Here is a 17,827-nt window from a genome sequence, read left to right as displayed (position 1 = left end):
TTCGGGGTTTTGTTATACTTTTAAGATAGTAATAATTATCTAGATATCAAAGATATAAGTCAACTTATGAATATCCCCAAATATCATAAATCAGCAACTTAAAGGTTTGTGGGAGTTTCTACATAAACCCCTGCTGCTTCAGCACTTGTAACAAGACCTTACTAAAGTGCTCATTGTCGGCTTTTTTATAGCGCACATCGGTAAAAACCTGAGCCAGTGTCTCTTTATTATTTTCCGCAACAAAGGCTTTATTTTCCTCCAGGCTCTCTTTTTCGGCATATAGCTCATTAATATGCTCTTCCGAATAATCTTGATAGGTTTCGGGATGCACAACAGCGGCTAGTGGAAGACGATCCACCTGCTTGGGAGTTTCAGCAGGATAGCCCAGTGTAACCGTTGTAACAGGCACCACCCCCTTGGGCAGGTTTAACACCTCAATAATCTTATCAGCCAGATAAGTAGTAGTTCCCACATAACAGATACCAAGCCCCTTGGCTTCGGCCGCTACACATACATTTTGTGCCACCAGCAAGGCATCGATGGATGCCGTTACAAATGAAATAAAATTATCGTATCCAGGCTCTGCCTTACGCAATTCGCACCACTTCTTAAAACGGTTGAAATCGGCACAAAAAGTGATAACCACAGGAGCCTGGGTAATCATGGGCTGATTAAAATGACAGGGTGCCAATTTTGTTTTGATGGTATCATCTTGAGTTACCACCATACTATACACTTGCATATTACCCGTTGTAGAAGCCCTGACACCAGCCTCTAGCACCTCATTTAACACGGCCTCATCCACCTTTTGATCTGTATATTTCCGTATGGTTCGATGATTCTTCAGTAAATCAATCATTGCCTTTTACATTTTTAGTTAGTTTCTCAAATGTAAAAAAATATACCGTCTTTTTACAAAATAGACCGGGCGCGGCTCAGCAGAAAAAAACCAATAAAAAAAGAGTGCTTCCGTTGAAACACCCTTTTTTATTCAATCCAACAACAACTATAATATCTACATAAGATTCAATTTCTTAAGCTCAGCTAGCAAAGCCACTTTATTCTCATCCTCCATGGTACACATCGGCGATCGAAAAACCTCATTCACCTTGCCTAATGCTGCCAAAGCCGTTTTCACAGGTATGGGGTTTGATTCCACAAACATCAGATCCATCAGCTGACGGTATTTGTAAAACAAAGTATTCACTTCCTTCACGCGACCTGCTATGGAAGCTTCCATCAGTTGAGAAAAATCATTAGGAATAACATTGGCTACTACTGAAATACAGCCATCGGCCCCCAACAAATTAGCCGACGCAGACAGAAAATCATCGCCACTGTAAATCTTAAAGCCTTCGGGACGCTGTGCCACTAGTTCGGCAAACAAGGCCAGGTCGCCGGAGGCCTCCTTGATACCCACAATATTATGATAGGTATTGGCCAGCTTAATGGTATTGGCCACTGAGATACTGGAACCGGTGCGCCCAGGTACGTTATACAAAATAACAGGCACATCAACAGCCTCTGCCACTGATGAAAAATGCATGTACATGCCCTTCTCGGTCGGTTTGTTATAGTAAGGCCCAACCACCAATACAGCATCAACTCCAATCGCCTCTGCCTTTTGAGTATACTTAATACATTCGTCAGTTGAATTGCTGCCCGTGCCAGCAATTACAGGAATCCGTCCTGCCACGCGCTGCACGGCACGTTCAATCATAAAAGCATCCTCATCGCCCGTAAGTGCAGGCGTTTCGCCCGTGGTGCCACATACCACAAGACCTCGTGTTCCATTTGCCACATGCCAATCGATCAGCTCATCAAAAGCATTCACATCAATCTCCCCATTGGCCTTAAATGGGGTTACTATTGCCACAATTGAGCCGCTCAAACTAAAATTTTTCATGTGTCTGTTATTTGCATGTTTGTTTTGTGTCGCCTACTTCAGTCTCCTTTATTCCTGTTCTACAAAAGTCAGCTAAACACGTGTCAAAAATATCAATTGCTATGACGAAATAAAAGTTTTTCAACAAAAAAAACTTCTTTATAACACTGTGTTAATATCTTAACATTTTCTATCTTTGCCTCAAAATTCAGAAACCATGAAAACAGTAAGTCAGGCTGTAGAATCAGTTATTAAAGTTAAGCCATTTGTGATCGAAGCGCTATGCGAAGGCCTATTAAATATATCGTCGCTGGCACGGCAAATACAACCAATGGTTGAAAAGCTAACGGAGAAACCCGTGAAACAAGGTGCTATTGTAATGGCTTTAAATCGCTTGACACCTCAGTTGGATTACTCACTCAACCGCAACCTACAGAAATTACTGGAGTCGCTGGGCGACATCATTGTGCGCTCCAACCTAACAGATTACACCTTTCGTAACAGCAATACGATTTTTAACAGCCACACTAAGGTGATGCAAGACATCAGCAATCAGCACGATGTATTTTACACCCTGGTGAGGGGTGTATTTGAGTCCAATCTGGTGGTTAGCTCCGCCTATGAGGAACTGGTTGAAAAGTATTTTGCTGAAGAGGAGTGCCTGCTCAAACAAAGCGAGCTGTCCGCCATTACCTTAAAGCTGCCGGCCGACAACGTACAGGTAACCGGTTTCTACTACCACATAATGAAAGCCATCGCCTGGGAAGGCGTTAATATTAAAGAAGTGATTTCCACCACCAACGAATTCACCATTATTGTCAACGATGAAGATGTGGATCGCGGCTTTACCATTCTGAAGAATTTAAAAACAGCCTACAAGAAAAAGTAAGAAAACAACAAGAGTCGCAGCAGAAAAGAGAAACTTTTTATGCTGCGACCCCTGTTCATTCACTATTGTAGGTATTAATGGGTATTTCCACGTGCGTTAATCAAACTCCACAGGCACTACTAAGGTGGTTGAAACCGGCTTACCCCGCTGCTTGCCCGGCTTCCAGTCATTCAGTTCCGAAATAATTTGAACAGCATACTTTGCCTCTATTTCATTAACTCGGTTAATTGCCTTAATATCCTTTAATTGACCATCTTCTGTTACGATAAACTGAACTTTTACTTTTCCATTTAATTCTTCTTTTTGCTTAACAGCATGTACCTTTTTTTGAAGCTTGTCAGCAAAAGTTTCCTCTCCCTCATTAAAAGAAGGCATCTCCTCCACAATAAAAAAGACAGGCTTCCCATCCTTCGTATTTGGCTCAATTACCGACTCACCCTTGAGCCGTGCCTTTATTTCTGATGGGTCCAATTCATATCCGGTTTGCACCATTGCAACAGTAAGCAATTTTTGATTATTCACCTTCACTATTCGCGTTTCGAATCCTACAAATGAAAAAACAAGTTCATCACCAACAGAAACCGGTAATTCAAACTCGCCCTGCATATTTGCAACAGTACCAGTTGTGGTACCTTTAATAAGAATACTTGTACCAGGAAGAGGGCTTATTCCGCTAATAACTTTCATTTCAGACACATTTGTCTGCACGTTACTAACCACAACGGTATCAGACACAGGTATCCCAACTATCCCTTTTACAAGGAATTTCTTTCCTTCATCCCGCACCGAAGTGTCTTTCTTAAGCTCATTGTTAGAGCGATACTCATACACCGGCTCACTAAAAGCCCATAGCAAACCACCCATCATGGGCAGCACCAACAGTAACTTTAATAGTCGCCATTTGGATTTTTTGTCGTTTTTCATCATTTTTAGTCGTCGTTTATTTTGGGAGAACCGGAAGTGATTGGCTAGCACTGACACTTCCGCTCCCATTGTTTCACAAATAATTATTTGTACGTAATTTTCATATTTATGGCCTTTTTTCAGCACACCCTGATCGGCTAGAAATTCCAAATTTTGCTTTATCAAGCGTGCATAATGCCAGGCCAAGGGGTTAAACCAGTGTAAAGCAATAAACAGCTCACTCAGCATCACATCAATCCAATGCTGCTGAAACAAATGCACACGTTCATGAGTCATAATTTCTGCATGCGCTGAGCTCAGATATTGTTCATCCTTGATAAATATCCAATTCCCGAATACAAAAGGCATTTCAACATCTGCATTAATACAGACAGTAACACCTTCACACTTTACTCTCCGTGAGTTTTTTACAAAGAATAACATCTTAACCAGCATCACCATTATTCTCACAAGGAAAATAATTGTAAGGCCTGCATAAAGATACGCAAGCAGTGTCAACCAGTTAATCCGATCAGGCAGTTCGGCTTCCACAAGCTCGACTTCAGACTGCGCTATTTCCACCGCTTCATATCCTTGATTCGTCATAGCCTGCTCTACTAACACTGTATAGTTTAGCTCTGCAAAAGGCAAACATAGAGCAGCCCCTAAGCCCAGCAGCAAAAAGTAACGTATTGCCGCGTAGTGGGCATCATTGCGCAAAAACACCTTGTAAATAGCGAGGAATATGAACAGTATTAATGATGACCTTGTAAAATAGGTGAGTAAATCCATGGCTTTTACTTTAATTGATCAGCTTCCTTTAATAACTCTTCCAAATCCTGAATATCCATATCATTATCCTTGGCAAAAAAAGCTGCCAATCGAGCAAAACTGCCCCCGAAATAATTTTTGAGTAGATACTTCATCTGAAAAGACGAATACGCCTCCTTGGTAATCAATGGATAATAAACATATACATTACCCACCTTTTTAAAATCGACCACCTCCTTATTCTTCAAAACTTTAAGAACAGTTGCAACAGTGTTGTACGCCGGCCGCTTATCCTTAAAGCCTGCTAATATTTCTTTAATAATGCCCTTGCCCATTTGCCACAGAATTTGCATCACTTCCTCCTCGGCTTTCGTTAACTGCTTCATGTTATCGGTAATATTATAAATACATCTGATGAAGAAAATCGCACCTTCATTTTCTTAAACTACTACAAGTATAGTACTAATTATTTAGTACTACAACTATATTTGTAGTATCTCTACATTTCGTCACTTAAAACTCTTGCGTTAAATATTCGATTAAGCAAACTGTAACCAATTGACAGTTCTAGCGTAGAACCGCCCGTTGGGAAACAGCTATATTATGAATTTACGACGAGTTACGCTCTGCGTTGGCCTGGCATTTTTATGCTATTGTCTTCATGCACAGCATAAAATAAAAAATGAGGATGTATTGGTTTTTGATGACAGCACCGCAGCTGCCATAGACACACTTGGTGCTACACCAAATAAAACCAAATTGGTAATTAAGGCCGATTATAAAATTGCACCCAACAAAAAAGTAAAAAACTCAAAAAGTGCTGACTTCAACAGCGATTCCATAACCACTGTTATAAAAGGATACAGCCCATTCACTAATTATACCGATACTTTTCGGGTGGAAGCCTCTCATAAAACAGGCAGCATCACCCCTGCGACGCAGCAACTAAAACGAAAACCCCTCATTAAAAGACCGGTAATCAATCAAGACAGCACAAGCCGGTTTATTTTTAATTATGACTTCGATTATAGCAGAGCATCCCTTGCACAGGCCTGGCGAGCTTATATCAATAACGACAGTAAAACCATCGCCAGTCACAAACCCACAAACACTAATAAACCTATTGCGCAAGCAGAGAAAGAATCGTGCGCTGAAATAACACCAGTAAATACTGAGGAAAGCCAGCAAAATAAAGATCAACAAGTAACAGAAGCACCCCTATACTCAGAAACGATAGAAAGTGCAGAAGGAACTGAAATTATAAAAGACACAACGGCTGTTACTTTTTACTTACAGCTGGCCGCGAGCCGCCAACCCATGTCAGGAAAAGAAGTAGAACAGATAGATACTACTCACTTAACCCTCAGAAAAATACTGGAGGATGGCTGGTATAAATATCAGCTACCGCTGGGCAGCGACTACATTACCGCCCGACATACCATACGCGACTACTCCAATAAAAACACCTTCTTAGTGGCCTACAGAGGAACAGAACGTCTCAACCTATGGGAAACAGTCAAGCACATTCAGACCCAAAAGCAAAAGAAGAAATCCAGCCTGGTATTTGTCATTCAGGTGGCAGCCAGCAGAACCCCCTTAAGTTACAAGGAGCAGCAAAAGCTAAAGCCCGGCGCCGAGCACCTAAGACAGATTGAGGAAGAAGGTTGGTATAAGTACCAAATTGTAGTAGGTCCCTCCTACCCTCTCACCATCGAGAAATGGAAATTATGTGGTACGCACATCTCCTTTCCGGTAGCCTACCTAAACGGCGAAAAAATTGAAATGGCAGAAGCACTTAAGATAATAAGATAAAAACCATAATTACATGAAACGCAATCGACTAAAAAGCTGGCGATCATTATGCATAATCGCCGCACTGGCGTTCCTTTCCAACGCCTGTATAAGCCTTAAGAAATCTGAGCTTATACAACCCCTTACCATTCCGGATTACAGCCAGGAATTTGTGAATACCGAGCGAGATTCCTATCGAATTAACTATGGCGATAACCTGTACTTAAAGGTGTATAGCGCCGATGTTAAAACATCGAAATACTTCCGATCTGATTTCCCGGAACTGATGAACGACTCCTATATTTACCTGAATTCCTACAAGGTAGATGAGGAAGGCTATGTGCAATACTCTTTTATTGAAAAAGTGAAGGTGAAGGGTCTGACCATTGATGAAGCTCAAGTAGCCATACAAGAAGCTGTCGAAGCTTATTTTGACGATGTAACCGTACAAATCAAACTGGTCAACTTTCAGATATCCATTTTGGGCGAGGTGAAGAGCCCGGGCAGCTATAATATCGACCGCGAGCAGATTACCCTGCTACAAGCCATTAGCATGGCCGGCGGCCTGAATCCCTTTGCCGAGGCTGATGCCATCACCCTAGTGCGCAAGAGCCCCAATGGCAGCATTGTGAAAACACTTGACATTACCGACAGTAAGATACTCGAATCGGAATATCTGTTTTTACTACCCGATGATGTGATTTACATCAAACCCCGCCAATCAAAATCATTTGGTTTCGAGAAATTCCCTTATGGCCTGGCCATTGGTATCATCTCCTTTGCACTTTCCATTTATGCCATCACAAAATAACAGGGCATACAACGCCACCATGCAGTCGAGCACTGATCAATATATCCGACTTTTAATAAGAGGCTTAAAGTACTGGCCTCTTATTATTATTTCACTGCTTTTGGCAGGTGGCGTAGCCTTTTTTACCACCGCCACCACACTACCCGAATATGTGGTGAGTACAAAAATACTCATCCTGGATGATGAGAGCAGCAACCCAAACGCCATACTTGGTCTGGGAGACTTTGGCCATTCGAAAAAGCAAATAGAAAATCAAAAAGGACTGCTCACCTCCTACGAATTCATCAAAAACACCATTGACACACTGGGCTTTGAGGTGGAAGTATTTCGCACCGATGCCTATGGCAACGAAATACTGCAATACCCGGCACCGGCCAACATACGCTATACCAAAGACCATCCACAGGCGGTTAATACAATGTTCTCCTTAAGCTTCATCAGCGACAGCACAGTGCGCCTCAAGGCAAGCAACGAAGAAGCAAGCCTGTACAGCTATGCTACAGAAAAAACTCTTGCTCCATCAGTGGCTATCCACCTGGATACCATCATCCCCACCTCCTCCCATTTTATCAATGACTACTGTGCCTTTGCCATAACACCGCAAGGCAAGGTAAAACACGATCAAGAGCTGCATTTTCGATTTAGAACAAAGCATGCCTGTGTGCGACGCTTTCAGCAGTTCACCATTGAGGAAACACCCAACTCCTCCATCCTAAACATCGCCTTTAAAACCAAAAACATTGCGCTGGGCACCCACTTTCTCAACCGTCTCAGCGCAGCCTTCCTAAACAAAGAAGTGGAAGGTAAAAACAAAGCCAAGGAGCTAACCATTGATTTTATCAACCGACAGCTGGCACAAATACACGACTCACTAAACATCAGCGAAGCATCCATTCAAAGTGTCCTTAACAGCAATGGCGGCGTTGAGCTGGATGTACAAAAATCATCTATTTACAACCAACTGAACGCCTTGGAAAGCCAACTGGCAGAACTCAACCTGCAACGACGTTATTATAACTATCTGGACAGTTATTTGCAGAAAGATGCCAACATGGATAACCTGCTGCCCCCAACCGCCATGAAGATTGACAATCCGCAATTATCTGCCCTCATGAGTCAGCTATTCTCGGCTTACCTTAAGGTGGAAGACATTGAGAGCCGCACAAAGAAAGATATTCCTCAACTGGCACATAACCGTGCCGAGATAAAAACCATACGAAAAACCATCGGTGAAATACTCACCAGCTCTAAGGCCGGCATCAATAACGAAATAGCGGCACTGGAGCAAAAGATAAAAGGCAACCAGGCCAGCCTGCTTGCCCTGCCTCGCCACGAGCAAAAAATTGTATCCATACAGCGGCGTCACACCATTAACGAGGCTTTGTACACACTGCTCCTAACCAAACGTTCGGAGATGCAAATAGCCAAAGCATCCACTATGCCTTCGCATGAAATATTGGATTTGGCAAGGGCCGACCAGGCAAGACGAGTTAGTACCGCCCCACAAAAAGTATATGCCAAAGCGGTGCTGGTGGCGCTGCTGATAGCCGGAGGGATAATCTGGCTCTTGCTGGCTTTCAACGATAAGATTCAAGCCAACGAAGACATTACGAGCGTTACGGAAGCGCCCATAGTAGGACATATCCTGCATAACAAGCGACCGGAACCCTTTATTGTGCAGGCACAGCCCAATACTTTAGTAGCGGAGTCATTTCGTTCGCTAAGGGCTACCCTGAGGCACCTCAGTCACCAACAAGCCCCTAAGCAGGTGTTACTTATAACGTCGGGAAATATGGGCGAAGGAAAAACATTTACGGCCATTAACCTGGCAGCCTCATTTGCTCAGCTGGGGAAAAAAGTGGTGCTGCTTAACTTTGACCTGCGCAAACCCAAAATGGAACAGTACCTGAATGTTCACCAAGCCACGGAAGGACTTACTGAATACCTATGCGGTGCAAACAGCAACACCCGTGAGATTCTCAAAGCCACTGCCCAGGATAACCTATGGTATATCGCGGCAGGAGCAACTCCTCTCAACGCTGCCGAGCTTTTGACACAACGCGAACGGCTGGATACACTAATGAACGATCTGCGTCAGGAGTTTGATTATATAATTATGGATACCCCGCCCCTGGGCCGTGTGGCCGATGCCATATCGCTGCTGCCCTATGCCGACGAACATCTTTTTGTAGTGCGTCATAACTGCTCGCGCCGCAACATCACAAAAAATTTATTTGCCGATCTGACTACTAAAAACATACTATCCTTTAAAATAGTTATCAACGACATACAGGTAAAACATAACCGAATGGGTTATGGGCAGGGCTATGGTTATGGATATGGCTACGGTTACGGATATGGTGTTTAGCAATTAAAATGCCCCCTACAATAATGTTAAGTTTCACGAATTAATATTCTGCTTACAAAAACAGTAGAATATGTCAAAGGGGTTTTTTATATTTACCCCCGTTAACTTTAATTTATTTATTTCAAAAAAATGACACCAAAAGCCATTTTGCCGCACACTGGATTCGGCAGCATCAAATTCGGGATGGAAGAACACGAAGTATCCAACTATTTGGGCGATCCTGATGAAACAGAAGTACAAGACTATGGCGAGGGCGCCGAAGCCAATGTACTTTATTACGATGAAATGGGAATTTCCATGTCCTTTGACAAAGAAGAAGACTACAAACTGGTTGAAATCTCATTTGAAAAGGAGAATTTCATTCTGCACAATGCCATTAAAGTAGGCATGTCAAAAGCAGACTTTCTGGCAAAGCTTGAAACACTCAACATGGGCGACTATGAACGCGAAGACATGAGCCAGGATGGCTTTGATGACAAAGAACTCTATGTGTTCGAGAAAGAAAATATCAATATCTGGCTGGATGAAGAGGCCATTACCTCCATTCAGATAGGTCCTGAGTGGGTTGATGACGAAACCATTCGCTGGCCCATCAATTTTCGCGATGATGAAGATTAATTAAACGATTGCTTAAGTGCAATGCCTAAAATAAAAAACGCTAAGCGTGGGAGAAATAGCAGATCATAATGCTTCTTTACCGGCTTAGCGTTTTTACTTTCCATCAGCATATAAAGCACACTTCCTCCCTGCTTTTAATAGTATTTCATAACCATTCATGGACAAAAACACTGCTTTCATAAGTAAAATTGAACAATTGCCCATTTATGACTGCATAAACGAAACCCACATCTGATTTTTCCGTTTACAAGCTTGTAACGAATAAATTTGGGAGATGCAGTTTAATCTTCTATTTTTACAGACCAAGTAAAGGATAATAAGATGAAAAAGATTTCGTTGATTGCCACTGTTTTATTTTTGATGGTATTGGGTATGAGTTCTTGTAAAACCACCGAAGATTGTCCTGCCTACGGACAAGCCGACGTGCAGATGGAACAGACAACACTTCACGCATAAATAACACAGTCAAAAGCACATTATTACTGGCAAAGCGGATGTTTTAACATACCGCTTTGTTAAGTTTTGGCGCCTGTTGCTTTGGGCTATCTTCCTATTATTCAATACTCCTTTCGCATCGCCTTTTTAAATTTTATTAAGAAAATCATTTTCAGATTTCTTGACCAATTGCCTATGATTTGCTACTTTTGCGATGCATTTTTGAAGACCTTATCAAAACAATTCTTAAAAAAGCAATAAAATGTCAAAAATCAAGATTGGGATTAACGGGTTTGGCCGTATCGGACGTTTCGTTTTCCGTCAGGCTGTAGCTAAAGGAACTGTTCAGGTTGTTGCTATCAACGATTTGATCGATGTAGATTACATGGCTTACATGTTGAAGTACGATTCAACTCACGGTCGTTTCAACGGTACTGTTGAAGTGAAAGATGGTAAGTTAATTGTTAACGGTGACGAAATCCGCGTTACTGCTGAGAGAAACCCAGCTGACATTGCATGGGGTGCTGTGGGTGCTGACTATGTAGTTGAGTCAACTGGTCTTTTCTTAACAAAAGAATCAGCTCAGGGTCACATCGACGCCGGTGCTAAGAAAGTAGTTATGTCTGCTCCTTCTAAGGACGACACTCCGATGTTCGTAATGGGTGTTAACAACACCAAGTACACTAACGATATGACTTTCGTGTCTAACGCTTCTTGTACAACTAACTGTTTAGCTCCTATCGCCAAAGTATTGAACGACAAGTTCGGTATTGTTGACGGTTTGATGACTACTGTTCACGCTACTACTGCTACTCAGAAAACTGTTGACGGTCCTTCTATGAAAGACTGGAGAGGTGGACGTGGTGCTGGTCAGAACATCATCCCTTCATCAACTGGTGCTGCTAAAGCTGTAGGTAAAGTAATTCCTGAGCTGAACGGTAAGTTAACAGGTATGGCTTTCCGCGTACCAACTCCTGATGTATCAGTTGTTGACTTAACTGTAAACTTAGCAAAAGGTGCTTCTTACGAAGAGATTTGCGCTGCAATGAAAGAAGCTTCTGAAGGCGAATTGAAAGGTATTTTAGGATACACTGAAGACGCTGTTGTTTCTAACGATTTCATCGGCGAAACTCAAACTTCAGTATTCGACGCTAAAGCGGGTATCGCTTTAACTGACACTTTCGTAAAAGTTGTATCATGGTACGACAACGAAATGGGTTACTCAGCTAAAGTATGTGAATTGATCGAGTACATGGATTCAGTAAAATAATTGATTCCCTCAATCATATTAAAAGGCTTCCATAGCGGAAGCCTTTTTTTTATATGTGACTGAAACTTAAAACAGGCATCAATAGCTGCAGGAGAGCCCTATCCTTTAAAATTACTAACCCAAAATGAAAATTTAAAAATTGTCCTACTTATTAATAAACCTTCAGCAACTAACGACAGCCTGTTTATTTTTTACATGCATCACAAATACACCGTAATAATAAGACATAAGTCCTGCCGTGTCAATACTTTTTGTACAAGATTTATTGAAAGTAGCGTATCAGTAGAGAAAAAAAACTTAATGACACCTTTACTTTAAATGGATATAATCAATTTCAAGCCGAAAGGACTCTTGTCGATAGTTGGCAATTAAAAAGGCTAGCTCTTCCATCCGCACCCCCGGATAGTTAGGCATATCCAGCCTTCTACCTCTGAAAGTAGGATACATATCTTCCAATGGTATCTCGATCACTTGCCACTCGCCAGAGCTTTGAAAGTAGGAGATATACGCATGTCTATCATAACTATTTTCTTTCACTCGCAATTGATAACCCTTTCCATCACCTTTGATCCGAAGCACAATACATCGATAATCGTTCATTACTATTAGACTAAAACGGTATCGAACGGAAGCAAAGCCGCCATTATTTTCAAGTGAAACACTGCCTGAGAAGACAGCGTTCTCATCCTTATTAATAAGCATCTTACTTTCTGACAAACCACCCATCACCCCGTCGTTGATAATCTGCCAATCCGCTATATCCTTGTTATCACTAAAATCAAACAGTACTTTTTGAGCCTCTGTATCCATAATAGTTCCCATCATTATTAAGCAAATATAAATTAGCTGCACACTCCATTTCATACCGATTATTTTAAAAAAAAATCATCTAAAGCCTTGGTACGATATTTAAAAATATTATTCAACTGCTTATTTATAAACAGCCAATTGGCCAAACCACCAATCCATTTAAAGGGCGGCACGTACGACACTATATCAACCATTTCCACCCCGCCATTTACTTGTTTTACATGGTGCTCATGATGCCATAAGGCATAGGGACCTACGCGTTGCTCATCAACAAAATACGCACCTGGCTTTATATGGGTAATTTCAGTAACCCATTCCGTAATATAAAATGGCATTGGCTTAACCCGATAATGGATAATCATACCCGGATACATTTGCTCAGGCAGATTCGGCGTTAATATATCAAAGCCCATCGCAGGAGGCGTAATCCTGCTCAAATTAGCCGGGGTGGCAATAAAATCCCACACATCGTCGAGTGATGCATTTAGTAATTGCTTTCGCTGAAATTGGTAGAAGGCCATTTTTTATGCTTTTCGTTGGTTACTGCCCTCACAAGACAATTCCCGTTATCATTCGGTATAAAAACTGTGTAATCATCAAACTATTTATCTGCAGTCAAGGCCTGCAGGCGAGTCATAACAGCTTCGGCCATCACGTACTTTTCATCAGCTGCCTTACGGTCCACGCGCGACAAGCGGTATGACTCCTTCATCAGCTTTTCATATTCTTTATGCAACTTTTCAGCCGGCGATTTCTTAAATATTTTCCAAATCATGATCATTAATTTTAGTTGATACTTTTCATTGAGATGGCGCCTTTCGATGACGATACCAATGAATGAAATCTATACCCACGCTGTACAGCCACCGTGGAAAACAAAATGATAGAAGCATTGCCGGATGCACTGAGGCGAGGTAATGTCCGCTGAATACATTTAATAGCGCCGAGAACCTGCAAGGAATAATCAAGGGTAAATACCTCGGGTAAGATGCGATGAAAAGGCTTTAGCTTTATTGATCCCGGACAATAGACCAAGGCATCCAGACTAGATGGTAAATAATCAAAATCAACAGTATCAGACATTACATCCAAGTGATGGTACTCCACATTATTAGGCAGAGTAGCAGGCGCTGCACTATTGTATGTACCATACACATTATATCCTTTCTCCACTAGCAATTGAGCTAAGGCTTTTCCTATGCCCGATGATGCACCAATTATCAATACTGTTTTCATAACTTTAGCTTCTATCCTCTTATAAACAGAACTTTAGTATGAAACCACAATATGATTAATTTGTTTAAAGATTTTCAGATTTTATTAAACAATTAGTTCCAAGGGCAATCAATCACTCATAACGCAAGGCATCGATGGGATCAAGCTTTGCGGCTTTGATGGCAGGCATCAGTCCTGAGCTGAGCCCCACAAGCAAACAAACGACAAACCCAAGCACCACCCAATTCCAGGGCACAATAAAGGTTGATTGCAGCACCATCGACATTAGGTTGCCCACTAAAATACCCAAAACAATGCCCACGATGCCTCCCAGCTGTCCGATAATAATGGACTCAAACAGAAACTGATTACGGATGGCTTTACTGCTCGCTCCAATGGCCTTACGAATTCCGATTTCACGGGTGCGCTCAACTACAGCCACCAACATAATATTCATCAGGCCAATGGCAGCACCCAACAGGGTGATAAGGCCAATGAAAGAAGCCACCAAGGTAACGGTACCTGTACTTTCTATGAGCAGGCGCGAAAGATTATCACTCTTGTTAATGTTGAAATTATCTTCATCGTGAATGGTCAGCCGGCGGATGATGCGAAACAGACCAGTGGCCTCTGAGATAGCCACATCAACCTGACTGCTATCAAGGGCTTTAACAACAATTTTATAAGACATACCCGGACGACTAAAAACCTGTCGAACATTGGTTACCGGTAACAGCAGTAGGTTATCGCTCTGCGCCCCAAAGCCGGCTCCCTTTTCGTCCAGCACGCCAATTACACGATATTTAATACCACCCGAAGAAATCACCTTGTCTACCGGATTGCCACCATTGGGAAATATCTTTTTAGCCAATGCACTGCCCAATACAGCTACATAACGATTATCACGAATCTCCTGCGCCGTAAAGTTACGTCCCCGCGCCAGGCTATGGCCTTCCACATCCATAAAATTCTCATCCACCCCAATAACTCTTACATTGGGGTTGGACTGATCCGAGGCGTGCTTTACCGTGGCAGCTCCTGTGGCATTGTGTGACACGGCTACCAGGGCAGGAAAAGTAAAATCTGACTTAAACTCCATAGCCTCACGGAACGAAATAAAACCATATCGCTTGCTGCGTAACTTACGCTTACCAATCTGCACATTCATCCCCCGGTTTTCAATGGTAAAGGAGTTGGCTCCCATGCCGGTAAACTTACTGCTGATGGTGGCTTCTATAGAAGATATAGCTGTTAAAATACCGATGAGCGCCGTTAGGCCAATACCAATAATCAGAATGGTGAGTATGGTACGCAACAGGTTGGTACGTATGGCCCCCAGGGCAATGCGCAGATTTTCATACAGGAGAGTTAGCTTCATAGCAGTTCGATTGCTTTCAATAATCTGGCATTAAGTTAGTAAAAGAAATTCAATGCCCACAGCCTACAACCAAATCGACTCTGAACTGTTACAAAAATGATGATAAATATTCAGTTTTTAGTAGCTTTGTTACCCTTTTAAACCGAAAGAATTCCGACGTTAATAATATTAAACCGATAGTAAAATGGCTTTTGATATTGAAATGATTAAACAGGTGTATGCCGGGTTGGCGGATAAAGTGGATGAAACACGTCGCTTACTTGATCGCCCCCTAACATTAACCGAAAAGATTTTATATGCCCACCTGGCTAATAGTCTGCCAAAGACTGCCTTTGAGCGGGGTGCCTCCTATGTTAATTTCAACCCCGACCGGGTGGCCATGCAAGATGCCACCGCACAGATGGCACTGCTACAATTTATGCAGGCCGGCAAATCAAAAGTGGCGGTGCCCTCAACCGTTCATGCCGATCACCTGATACAGGCCAAGGTGGGTGCCGACAAAGACCTGGCTACCGCAACAGTTAGCAATAAAGAGGTATATGACTTCTTAAGCTCAGTATCAAACAAATATGGTATCGGATTCTGGAAGCCCGGTGCCGGTATCATTCACCAGGTAGTGCTGGAAAATTACGCTTTTCCCGGTGGTATGATGATTGGTACGGACTCACATACTGTTAACGCCGGTGGACTGGGTATGGTGGCCATTGGTGTTGGGGGTGCCGATGCAGTAGATGTAATGGCCGGCATGCCCTGGGAACTTAAATTCCCTAAGCTGATTGGGGTTAAACTGACGGGTAAGCTAAATGGCTGGACCGCCCCCAAAGATATCATCCTGAAAGTAGCGGGTTTGTTAACCGTGAAAGGAGGAACCGGCTGCATTGTTGAGTATTTTGGTGAAGGTGCCGAGTCGTTAAGCTGTACCGGTAAAGGAACCATCTGTAACATGGGCGCTGAAATTGGTGCCACCACCTCAACCTTTGGCTACGATGCAGCCATGGAGCGTTATCTGAGGGCTACGGATCGTGCCGATGTGGCTGAGGCGGCCAATGCCGTAAAGGAACATCTGACCGGTGATGCCGAAGTATATGCTCATCCTGAAAAATATTTCGATCAGGTCATCGAAATTGATTTGAACACCCTGGAGCCCCACTTGAACGGTCCATTTACGCCTGATAAGGCCACGCCCATATCAAAAATGCGTGAAGAAGCTGAGAAAAACGGCTGGCCGCTACAGGTGGAAGTCGGATTAATTGGTTCGTGCACCAATTCGTCCTACGAAGACATATCAAGAGCAGCCTCTATTGCCAAACAAGCAGCTGATAAAAATCTGCGTGCCGCCGGTGAATTTAAAATAACACCAGGCTCCGAGCAGGTTCGCTACACCATTGAACGCGACGGCTTAATCGATACTTTCAACCAAATGGGTGGCGAAGTATTTGCCAATGCCTGCGGTCCCTGTATTGGTATGTGGGATCGAACGGGAGCCGAAAAGCAAGAGAAAAACACCATTGTGCATTCCTTTAACCGGAATTTTGCCAAGCGGGCCGATGGTAATCCCAACACCTATGCCTTTGTAGGTTCACCCGAACTGGTAACGGCCCTGGCCATTGCCGGCGATTTAGGCTTTAACCCCATCACCGACACGCTGACCAATGCCCAAGGTGAAGAAGTGAAACTGGATGAGCCAACAGGCTATGAGCTGCCTCCGAAGGGCTTTGCTGTTGAAGATGCCGGCTATCAGGCACCCGCAGCCGATGGATCTGGCGTAGAAGTGGTTGTAGATTCAGACAGTAAACGTCTGCAATTACTGACACCTTTCGCCCCCTGGGATGGCCAAAACATAACCGGTGCTAAACTGCTGATTAAAGCCAAAGGCAAATGTACCACGGATCACATCTCCATGGCCGGTCCCTGGTTACGCTTCCGCGGTCACCTGGATAACATTTCCAATAACATGCTGATTGGTGCCGTTAATTTCTTCAACGACGAAACTAACAAAGTGAAGAATCAATTAACAGGGGAATATATGGAGGTACCTGCTGCACAACGTGCCTATAAAGCAGCCGGTATTCCTACTGTAGTGGTAGGCGACCACAATTACGGCGAAGGTTCGTCGCGCGAACATGCCGCCATGGAGCCACGCCATCTGGGGGTGCGTGCCGTATTGGTGAAAAGCTTTGCCCGCATACACGAAACCAACCTGAAAAAACAGGGTATGCTGGGGCTAACTTTTGCCAACGAGGCCGACTATGATAAGATTCAGGAGGATGATGTATTTAACTTCCTCGATCTGAATGCCTTTGCTCCGGGCAAGCCACTGCAGATAGAAGTGGTACATGCCGATGGTTCCAAAGAAGTAATTATAGCCAACCACTCTTACAACGCGCAGCAGATTGCCTGGTTTAAAGCCGGATCGGCACTGAACCTGATTAAAGCAGGAAAGTAAGAGAGAGTTGTGAGTAAGAGAGTGATGAGTAGTGAGTAATGAGATAAGACAGATTTGCAAGGCGCAAAAAATAAAGTAAATATTTCAACTCACGATTTGTCGGATATTGTATTGAGTCAAAAAAAGCCCTGCCTTAAGAACAGATGATCTTATGGCAGGGCTTTGTTATGATACTTATAAGGTAACATATCCTTTGCACCTTAGTACCCTGAGATGAGGCATAGCATCATAAATTAA

The 17,827-nt window shown here is 43.0% G+C and carries 17 protein-coding genes; 8 read left to right on the top strand and 9 right to left on the bottom strand.

Annotated features, from left to right (window positions below; translation table 11 throughout):
• Window positions 1-118 precede the first annotated feature (118 nt).
• Together ACRD7A_RS06645 and dapA are read right to left on the bottom strand one after the other, a co-directional pair.
• Window positions 119-859, bottom strand: a complete 741-nt coding sequence (locus tag ACRD7A_RS06645) for an NADPH-dependent oxidoreductase (protein ID WP_430810352.1) — start codon at window positions 857-859, stop codon at window positions 119-121.
• Window positions 860-1,015: 156 nt separating this feature from the next.
• Window positions 1,016-1,906: a 4-hydroxy-tetrahydrodipicolinate synthase gene (dapA, locus tag ACRD7A_RS06640; RefSeq protein ID WP_430810351.1), complete on the bottom strand. Its 891-nt coding sequence runs from the start codon at window positions 1,904-1,906 to the stop codon at window positions 1,016-1,018.
• Between the two features lie 196 nt (window positions 1,907-2,102).
• Between dapA and ACRD7A_RS06635 the strand changes: the two genes are divergently transcribed.
• Window positions 2,103-2,774 carry a hypothetical protein gene (locus ACRD7A_RS06635; RefSeq protein ID WP_430810350.1) on the top strand — a complete coding sequence of 224 codons (672 nt, stop codon included), beginning with the start codon at window positions 2,103-2,105 and terminating at the stop codon, window positions 2,772-2,774.
• Between the two features lie 96 nt (window positions 2,775-2,870).
• Here ACRD7A_RS06635 and ACRD7A_RS06630 read toward each other — a convergent pair whose 3' ends face one another.
• Entirely contained in the window at window positions 2,871-4,469 is a 1,599-nt protein-coding gene (locus ACRD7A_RS06630; protein ID WP_430810349.1) for a M56 family metallopeptidase, read from the bottom strand.
• Between the two features lie 5 nt (window positions 4,470-4,474).
• Window positions 4,475-4,834, bottom strand: coding sequence for a BlaI/MecI/CopY family transcriptional regulator (locus ACRD7A_RS06625; RefSeq protein WP_430810348.1), 360 nt, complete (start codon window positions 4,832-4,834; stop codon window positions 4,475-4,477).
• Between the two features lie 217 nt (window positions 4,835-5,051).
• Between ACRD7A_RS06625 and ACRD7A_RS06620 the strand changes: the two genes are divergently transcribed.
• The 6 genes from ACRD7A_RS06620 (at window position 5,052) to gap (ending at window position 11,741) form a co-directional block, all read left to right on the top strand.
• Entirely contained in the window at window positions 5,052-6,260 is a 1,209-nt protein-coding gene (locus tag ACRD7A_RS06620; RefSeq protein ID WP_430810347.1) for a hypothetical protein, read from the top strand.
• Window positions 6,261-6,273: 13 nt separating this feature from the next.
• The gene (locus ACRD7A_RS06615; RefSeq protein ID WP_430810346.1) at window positions 6,274-7,050 is read left to right on the top strand and encodes a polysaccharide biosynthesis/export family protein; all 777 of its coding nucleotides are present in this window, start codon (window positions 6,274-6,276) and stop codon (window positions 7,048-7,050) included.
• The gene (locus ACRD7A_RS06610; RefSeq protein WP_430810345.1) at window positions 7,034-9,418 is read left to right on the top strand and encodes a GumC family protein; all 2,385 of its coding nucleotides are present in this window, start codon (window positions 7,034-7,036) and stop codon (window positions 9,416-9,418) included. Before ACRD7A_RS06615 ends, ACRD7A_RS06610 begins: the two co-directional genes overlap by 17 nt.
• A gap of 129 nt (window positions 9,419-9,547) precedes the next feature.
• The gene (locus ACRD7A_RS06605; protein ID WP_430810344.1) at window positions 9,548-10,036 is read left to right on the top strand and encodes a hypothetical protein; all 489 of its coding nucleotides are present in this window, start codon (window positions 9,548-9,550) and stop codon (window positions 10,034-10,036) included.
• Window positions 10,037-10,357: 321 nt separating this feature from the next.
• Window positions 10,358-10,492 carry a hypothetical protein gene (locus ACRD7A_RS06600; protein WP_430810343.1) on the top strand — a complete coding sequence of 45 codons (135 nt, stop codon included), beginning with the start codon at window positions 10,358-10,360 and terminating at the stop codon, window positions 10,490-10,492.
• A 241-nt stretch (window positions 10,493-10,733) separates the two neighbouring features.
• Window positions 10,734-11,741, top strand: a complete 1,008-nt coding sequence (gene gap, locus ACRD7A_RS06595; RefSeq protein WP_430810342.1) for a type I glyceraldehyde-3-phosphate dehydrogenase — start codon at window positions 10,734-10,736, stop codon at window positions 11,739-11,741.
• A 309-nt stretch (window positions 11,742-12,050) separates the two neighbouring features.
• On the opposite strand, the gene ACRD7A_RS06590 is transcribed toward gap, so the two are convergent.
• The 5 genes from ACRD7A_RS06590 to ACRD7A_RS06570 all read right to left on the bottom strand — a co-directional run bounded on the left by ACRD7A_RS06590 (window position 12,051) and on the right by ACRD7A_RS06570 (window position 15,144).
• Window positions 12,051-12,605 (bottom strand): CIA30 family protein, encoded by a 555-nt coding sequence (locus ACRD7A_RS06590; RefSeq protein ID WP_430810341.1) that lies wholly within the window; start codon window positions 12,603-12,605, stop codon window positions 12,051-12,053.
• Window positions 12,606-12,610: 5 nt separating this feature from the next.
• Window positions 12,611-13,072 carry an SRPBCC family protein gene (locus tag ACRD7A_RS06585; RefSeq protein ID WP_430810340.1) on the bottom strand — a complete coding sequence of 154 codons (462 nt, stop codon included), beginning with the start codon at window positions 13,070-13,072 and terminating at the stop codon, window positions 12,611-12,613.
• An 80-nt stretch (window positions 13,073-13,152) separates the two neighbouring features.
• Window positions 13,153-13,326 carry a Lacal_2735 family protein gene (locus ACRD7A_RS06580; RefSeq protein ID WP_430810339.1) on the bottom strand — a complete coding sequence of 58 codons (174 nt, stop codon included), beginning with the start codon at window positions 13,324-13,326 and terminating at the stop codon, window positions 13,153-13,155.
• Window positions 13,327-13,337: 11 nt separating this feature from the next.
• Window positions 13,338-13,787 (bottom strand): SDR family oxidoreductase, encoded by a 450-nt coding sequence (locus tag ACRD7A_RS06575; RefSeq protein ID WP_430810338.1) that lies wholly within the window; start codon window positions 13,785-13,787, stop codon window positions 13,338-13,340.
• A gap of 112 nt (window positions 13,788-13,899) precedes the next feature.
• On the bottom strand, window positions 13,900-15,144 hold the full coding sequence (locus tag ACRD7A_RS06570; RefSeq protein WP_430810337.1) for an ABC transporter permease: 1,245 nt from the start codon (window positions 15,142-15,144) through the stop codon (window positions 13,900-13,902).
• A 184-nt stretch (window positions 15,145-15,328) separates the two neighbouring features.
• On the opposite strand from ACRD7A_RS06570, the gene ACRD7A_RS06565 reads away from it, so the two are divergent.
• On the top strand, window positions 15,329-17,590 hold the full coding sequence (locus ACRD7A_RS06565) for an aconitate hydratase (protein WP_430810336.1): 2,262 nt from the start codon (window positions 15,329-15,331) through the stop codon (window positions 17,588-17,590).
• Window positions 17,591-17,827 lie beyond the last annotated feature (237 nt).

Source organism: Carboxylicivirga longa (genome assembly GCF_050589825.1).
GTDB lineage: Bacteria > Bacteroidota > Bacteroidia > Bacteroidales > Marinilabiliaceae > Carboxylicivirga > Carboxylicivirga longa.
Note: the sequence above shows the minus strand (reverse complement) of the source record. Positions and strands in the feature narration are given on the sequence as shown.

Excerpts from the sequence above, each read along its gene's own strand:
- gap (WP_430810342.1), top strand. The coding sequence starts at position 10,734 with ATGTCAAAAATCAAGATTGGGATTAACGGGTTTGGCCGTATCGGACGT.
- ACRD7A_RS06570 (WP_430810337.1), bottom strand. The coding sequence starts at position 15,144 with ATGAAGCTAACTCTCCTGTATGAAAATCTGCGCATTGCCCTGGGGGCC.
- ACRD7A_RS06645 (WP_430810352.1), bottom strand. The coding sequence starts at position 859 with ATGATTGATTTACTGAAGAATCATCGAACCATACGGAAATATACAGAT.
- ACRD7A_RS06600 (WP_430810343.1), top strand. The coding sequence starts at position 10,358 with ATGAAAAAGATTTCGTTGATTGCCACTGTTTTATTTTTGATGGTATTG.
- ACRD7A_RS06575 (WP_430810338.1), bottom strand. The coding sequence starts at position 13,787 with ATGAAAACAGTATTGATAATTGGTGCATCATCGGGCATAGGAAAAGCC.
- ACRD7A_RS06590 (WP_430810341.1), bottom strand. The coding sequence starts at position 12,605 with ATGAAATGGAGTGTGCAGCTAATTTATATTTGCTTAATAATGATGGGA.
- ACRD7A_RS06620 (WP_430810347.1), top strand. The coding sequence starts at position 5,052 with ATGAATTTACGACGAGTTACGCTCTGCGTTGGCCTGGCATTTTTATGC.
- ACRD7A_RS06585 (WP_430810340.1), bottom strand. The coding sequence starts at position 13,072 with ATGGCCTTCTACCAATTTCAGCGAAAGCAATTACTAAATGCATCACTC.
- ACRD7A_RS06630 (WP_430810349.1), bottom strand. The coding sequence starts at position 4,469 with ATGGATTTACTCACCTATTTTACAAGGTCATCATTAATACTGTTCATA.
- ACRD7A_RS06615 (WP_430810346.1), top strand. The coding sequence starts at position 6,274 with ATGAAACGCAATCGACTAAAAAGCTGGCGATCATTATGCATAATCGCC.
- dapA (WP_430810351.1), bottom strand. The coding sequence starts at position 1,906 with ATGAAAAATTTTAGTTTGAGCGGCTCAATTGTGGCAATAGTAACCCCA.
- ACRD7A_RS06565 (WP_430810336.1), top strand. The coding sequence starts at position 15,329 with ATGGCTTTTGATATTGAAATGATTAAACAGGTGTATGCCGGGTTGGCG.
- ACRD7A_RS06625 (WP_430810348.1), bottom strand. The coding sequence starts at position 4,834 with ATGAAGCAGTTAACGAAAGCCGAGGAGGAAGTGATGCAAATTCTGTGG.
- ACRD7A_RS06580 (WP_430810339.1), bottom strand. The coding sequence starts at position 13,326 with ATGATTTGGAAAATATTTAAGAAATCGCCGGCTGAAAAGTTGCATAAA.
- ACRD7A_RS06605 (WP_430810344.1), top strand. The coding sequence starts at position 9,548 with ATGACACCAAAAGCCATTTTGCCGCACACTGGATTCGGCAGCATCAAA.
- ACRD7A_RS06635 (WP_430810350.1), top strand. The coding sequence starts at position 2,103 with ATGAAAACAGTAAGTCAGGCTGTAGAATCAGTTATTAAAGTTAAGCCA.
- ACRD7A_RS06610 (WP_430810345.1), top strand. The coding sequence starts at position 7,034 with ATGCCATCACAAAATAACAGGGCATACAACGCCACCATGCAGTCGAGC.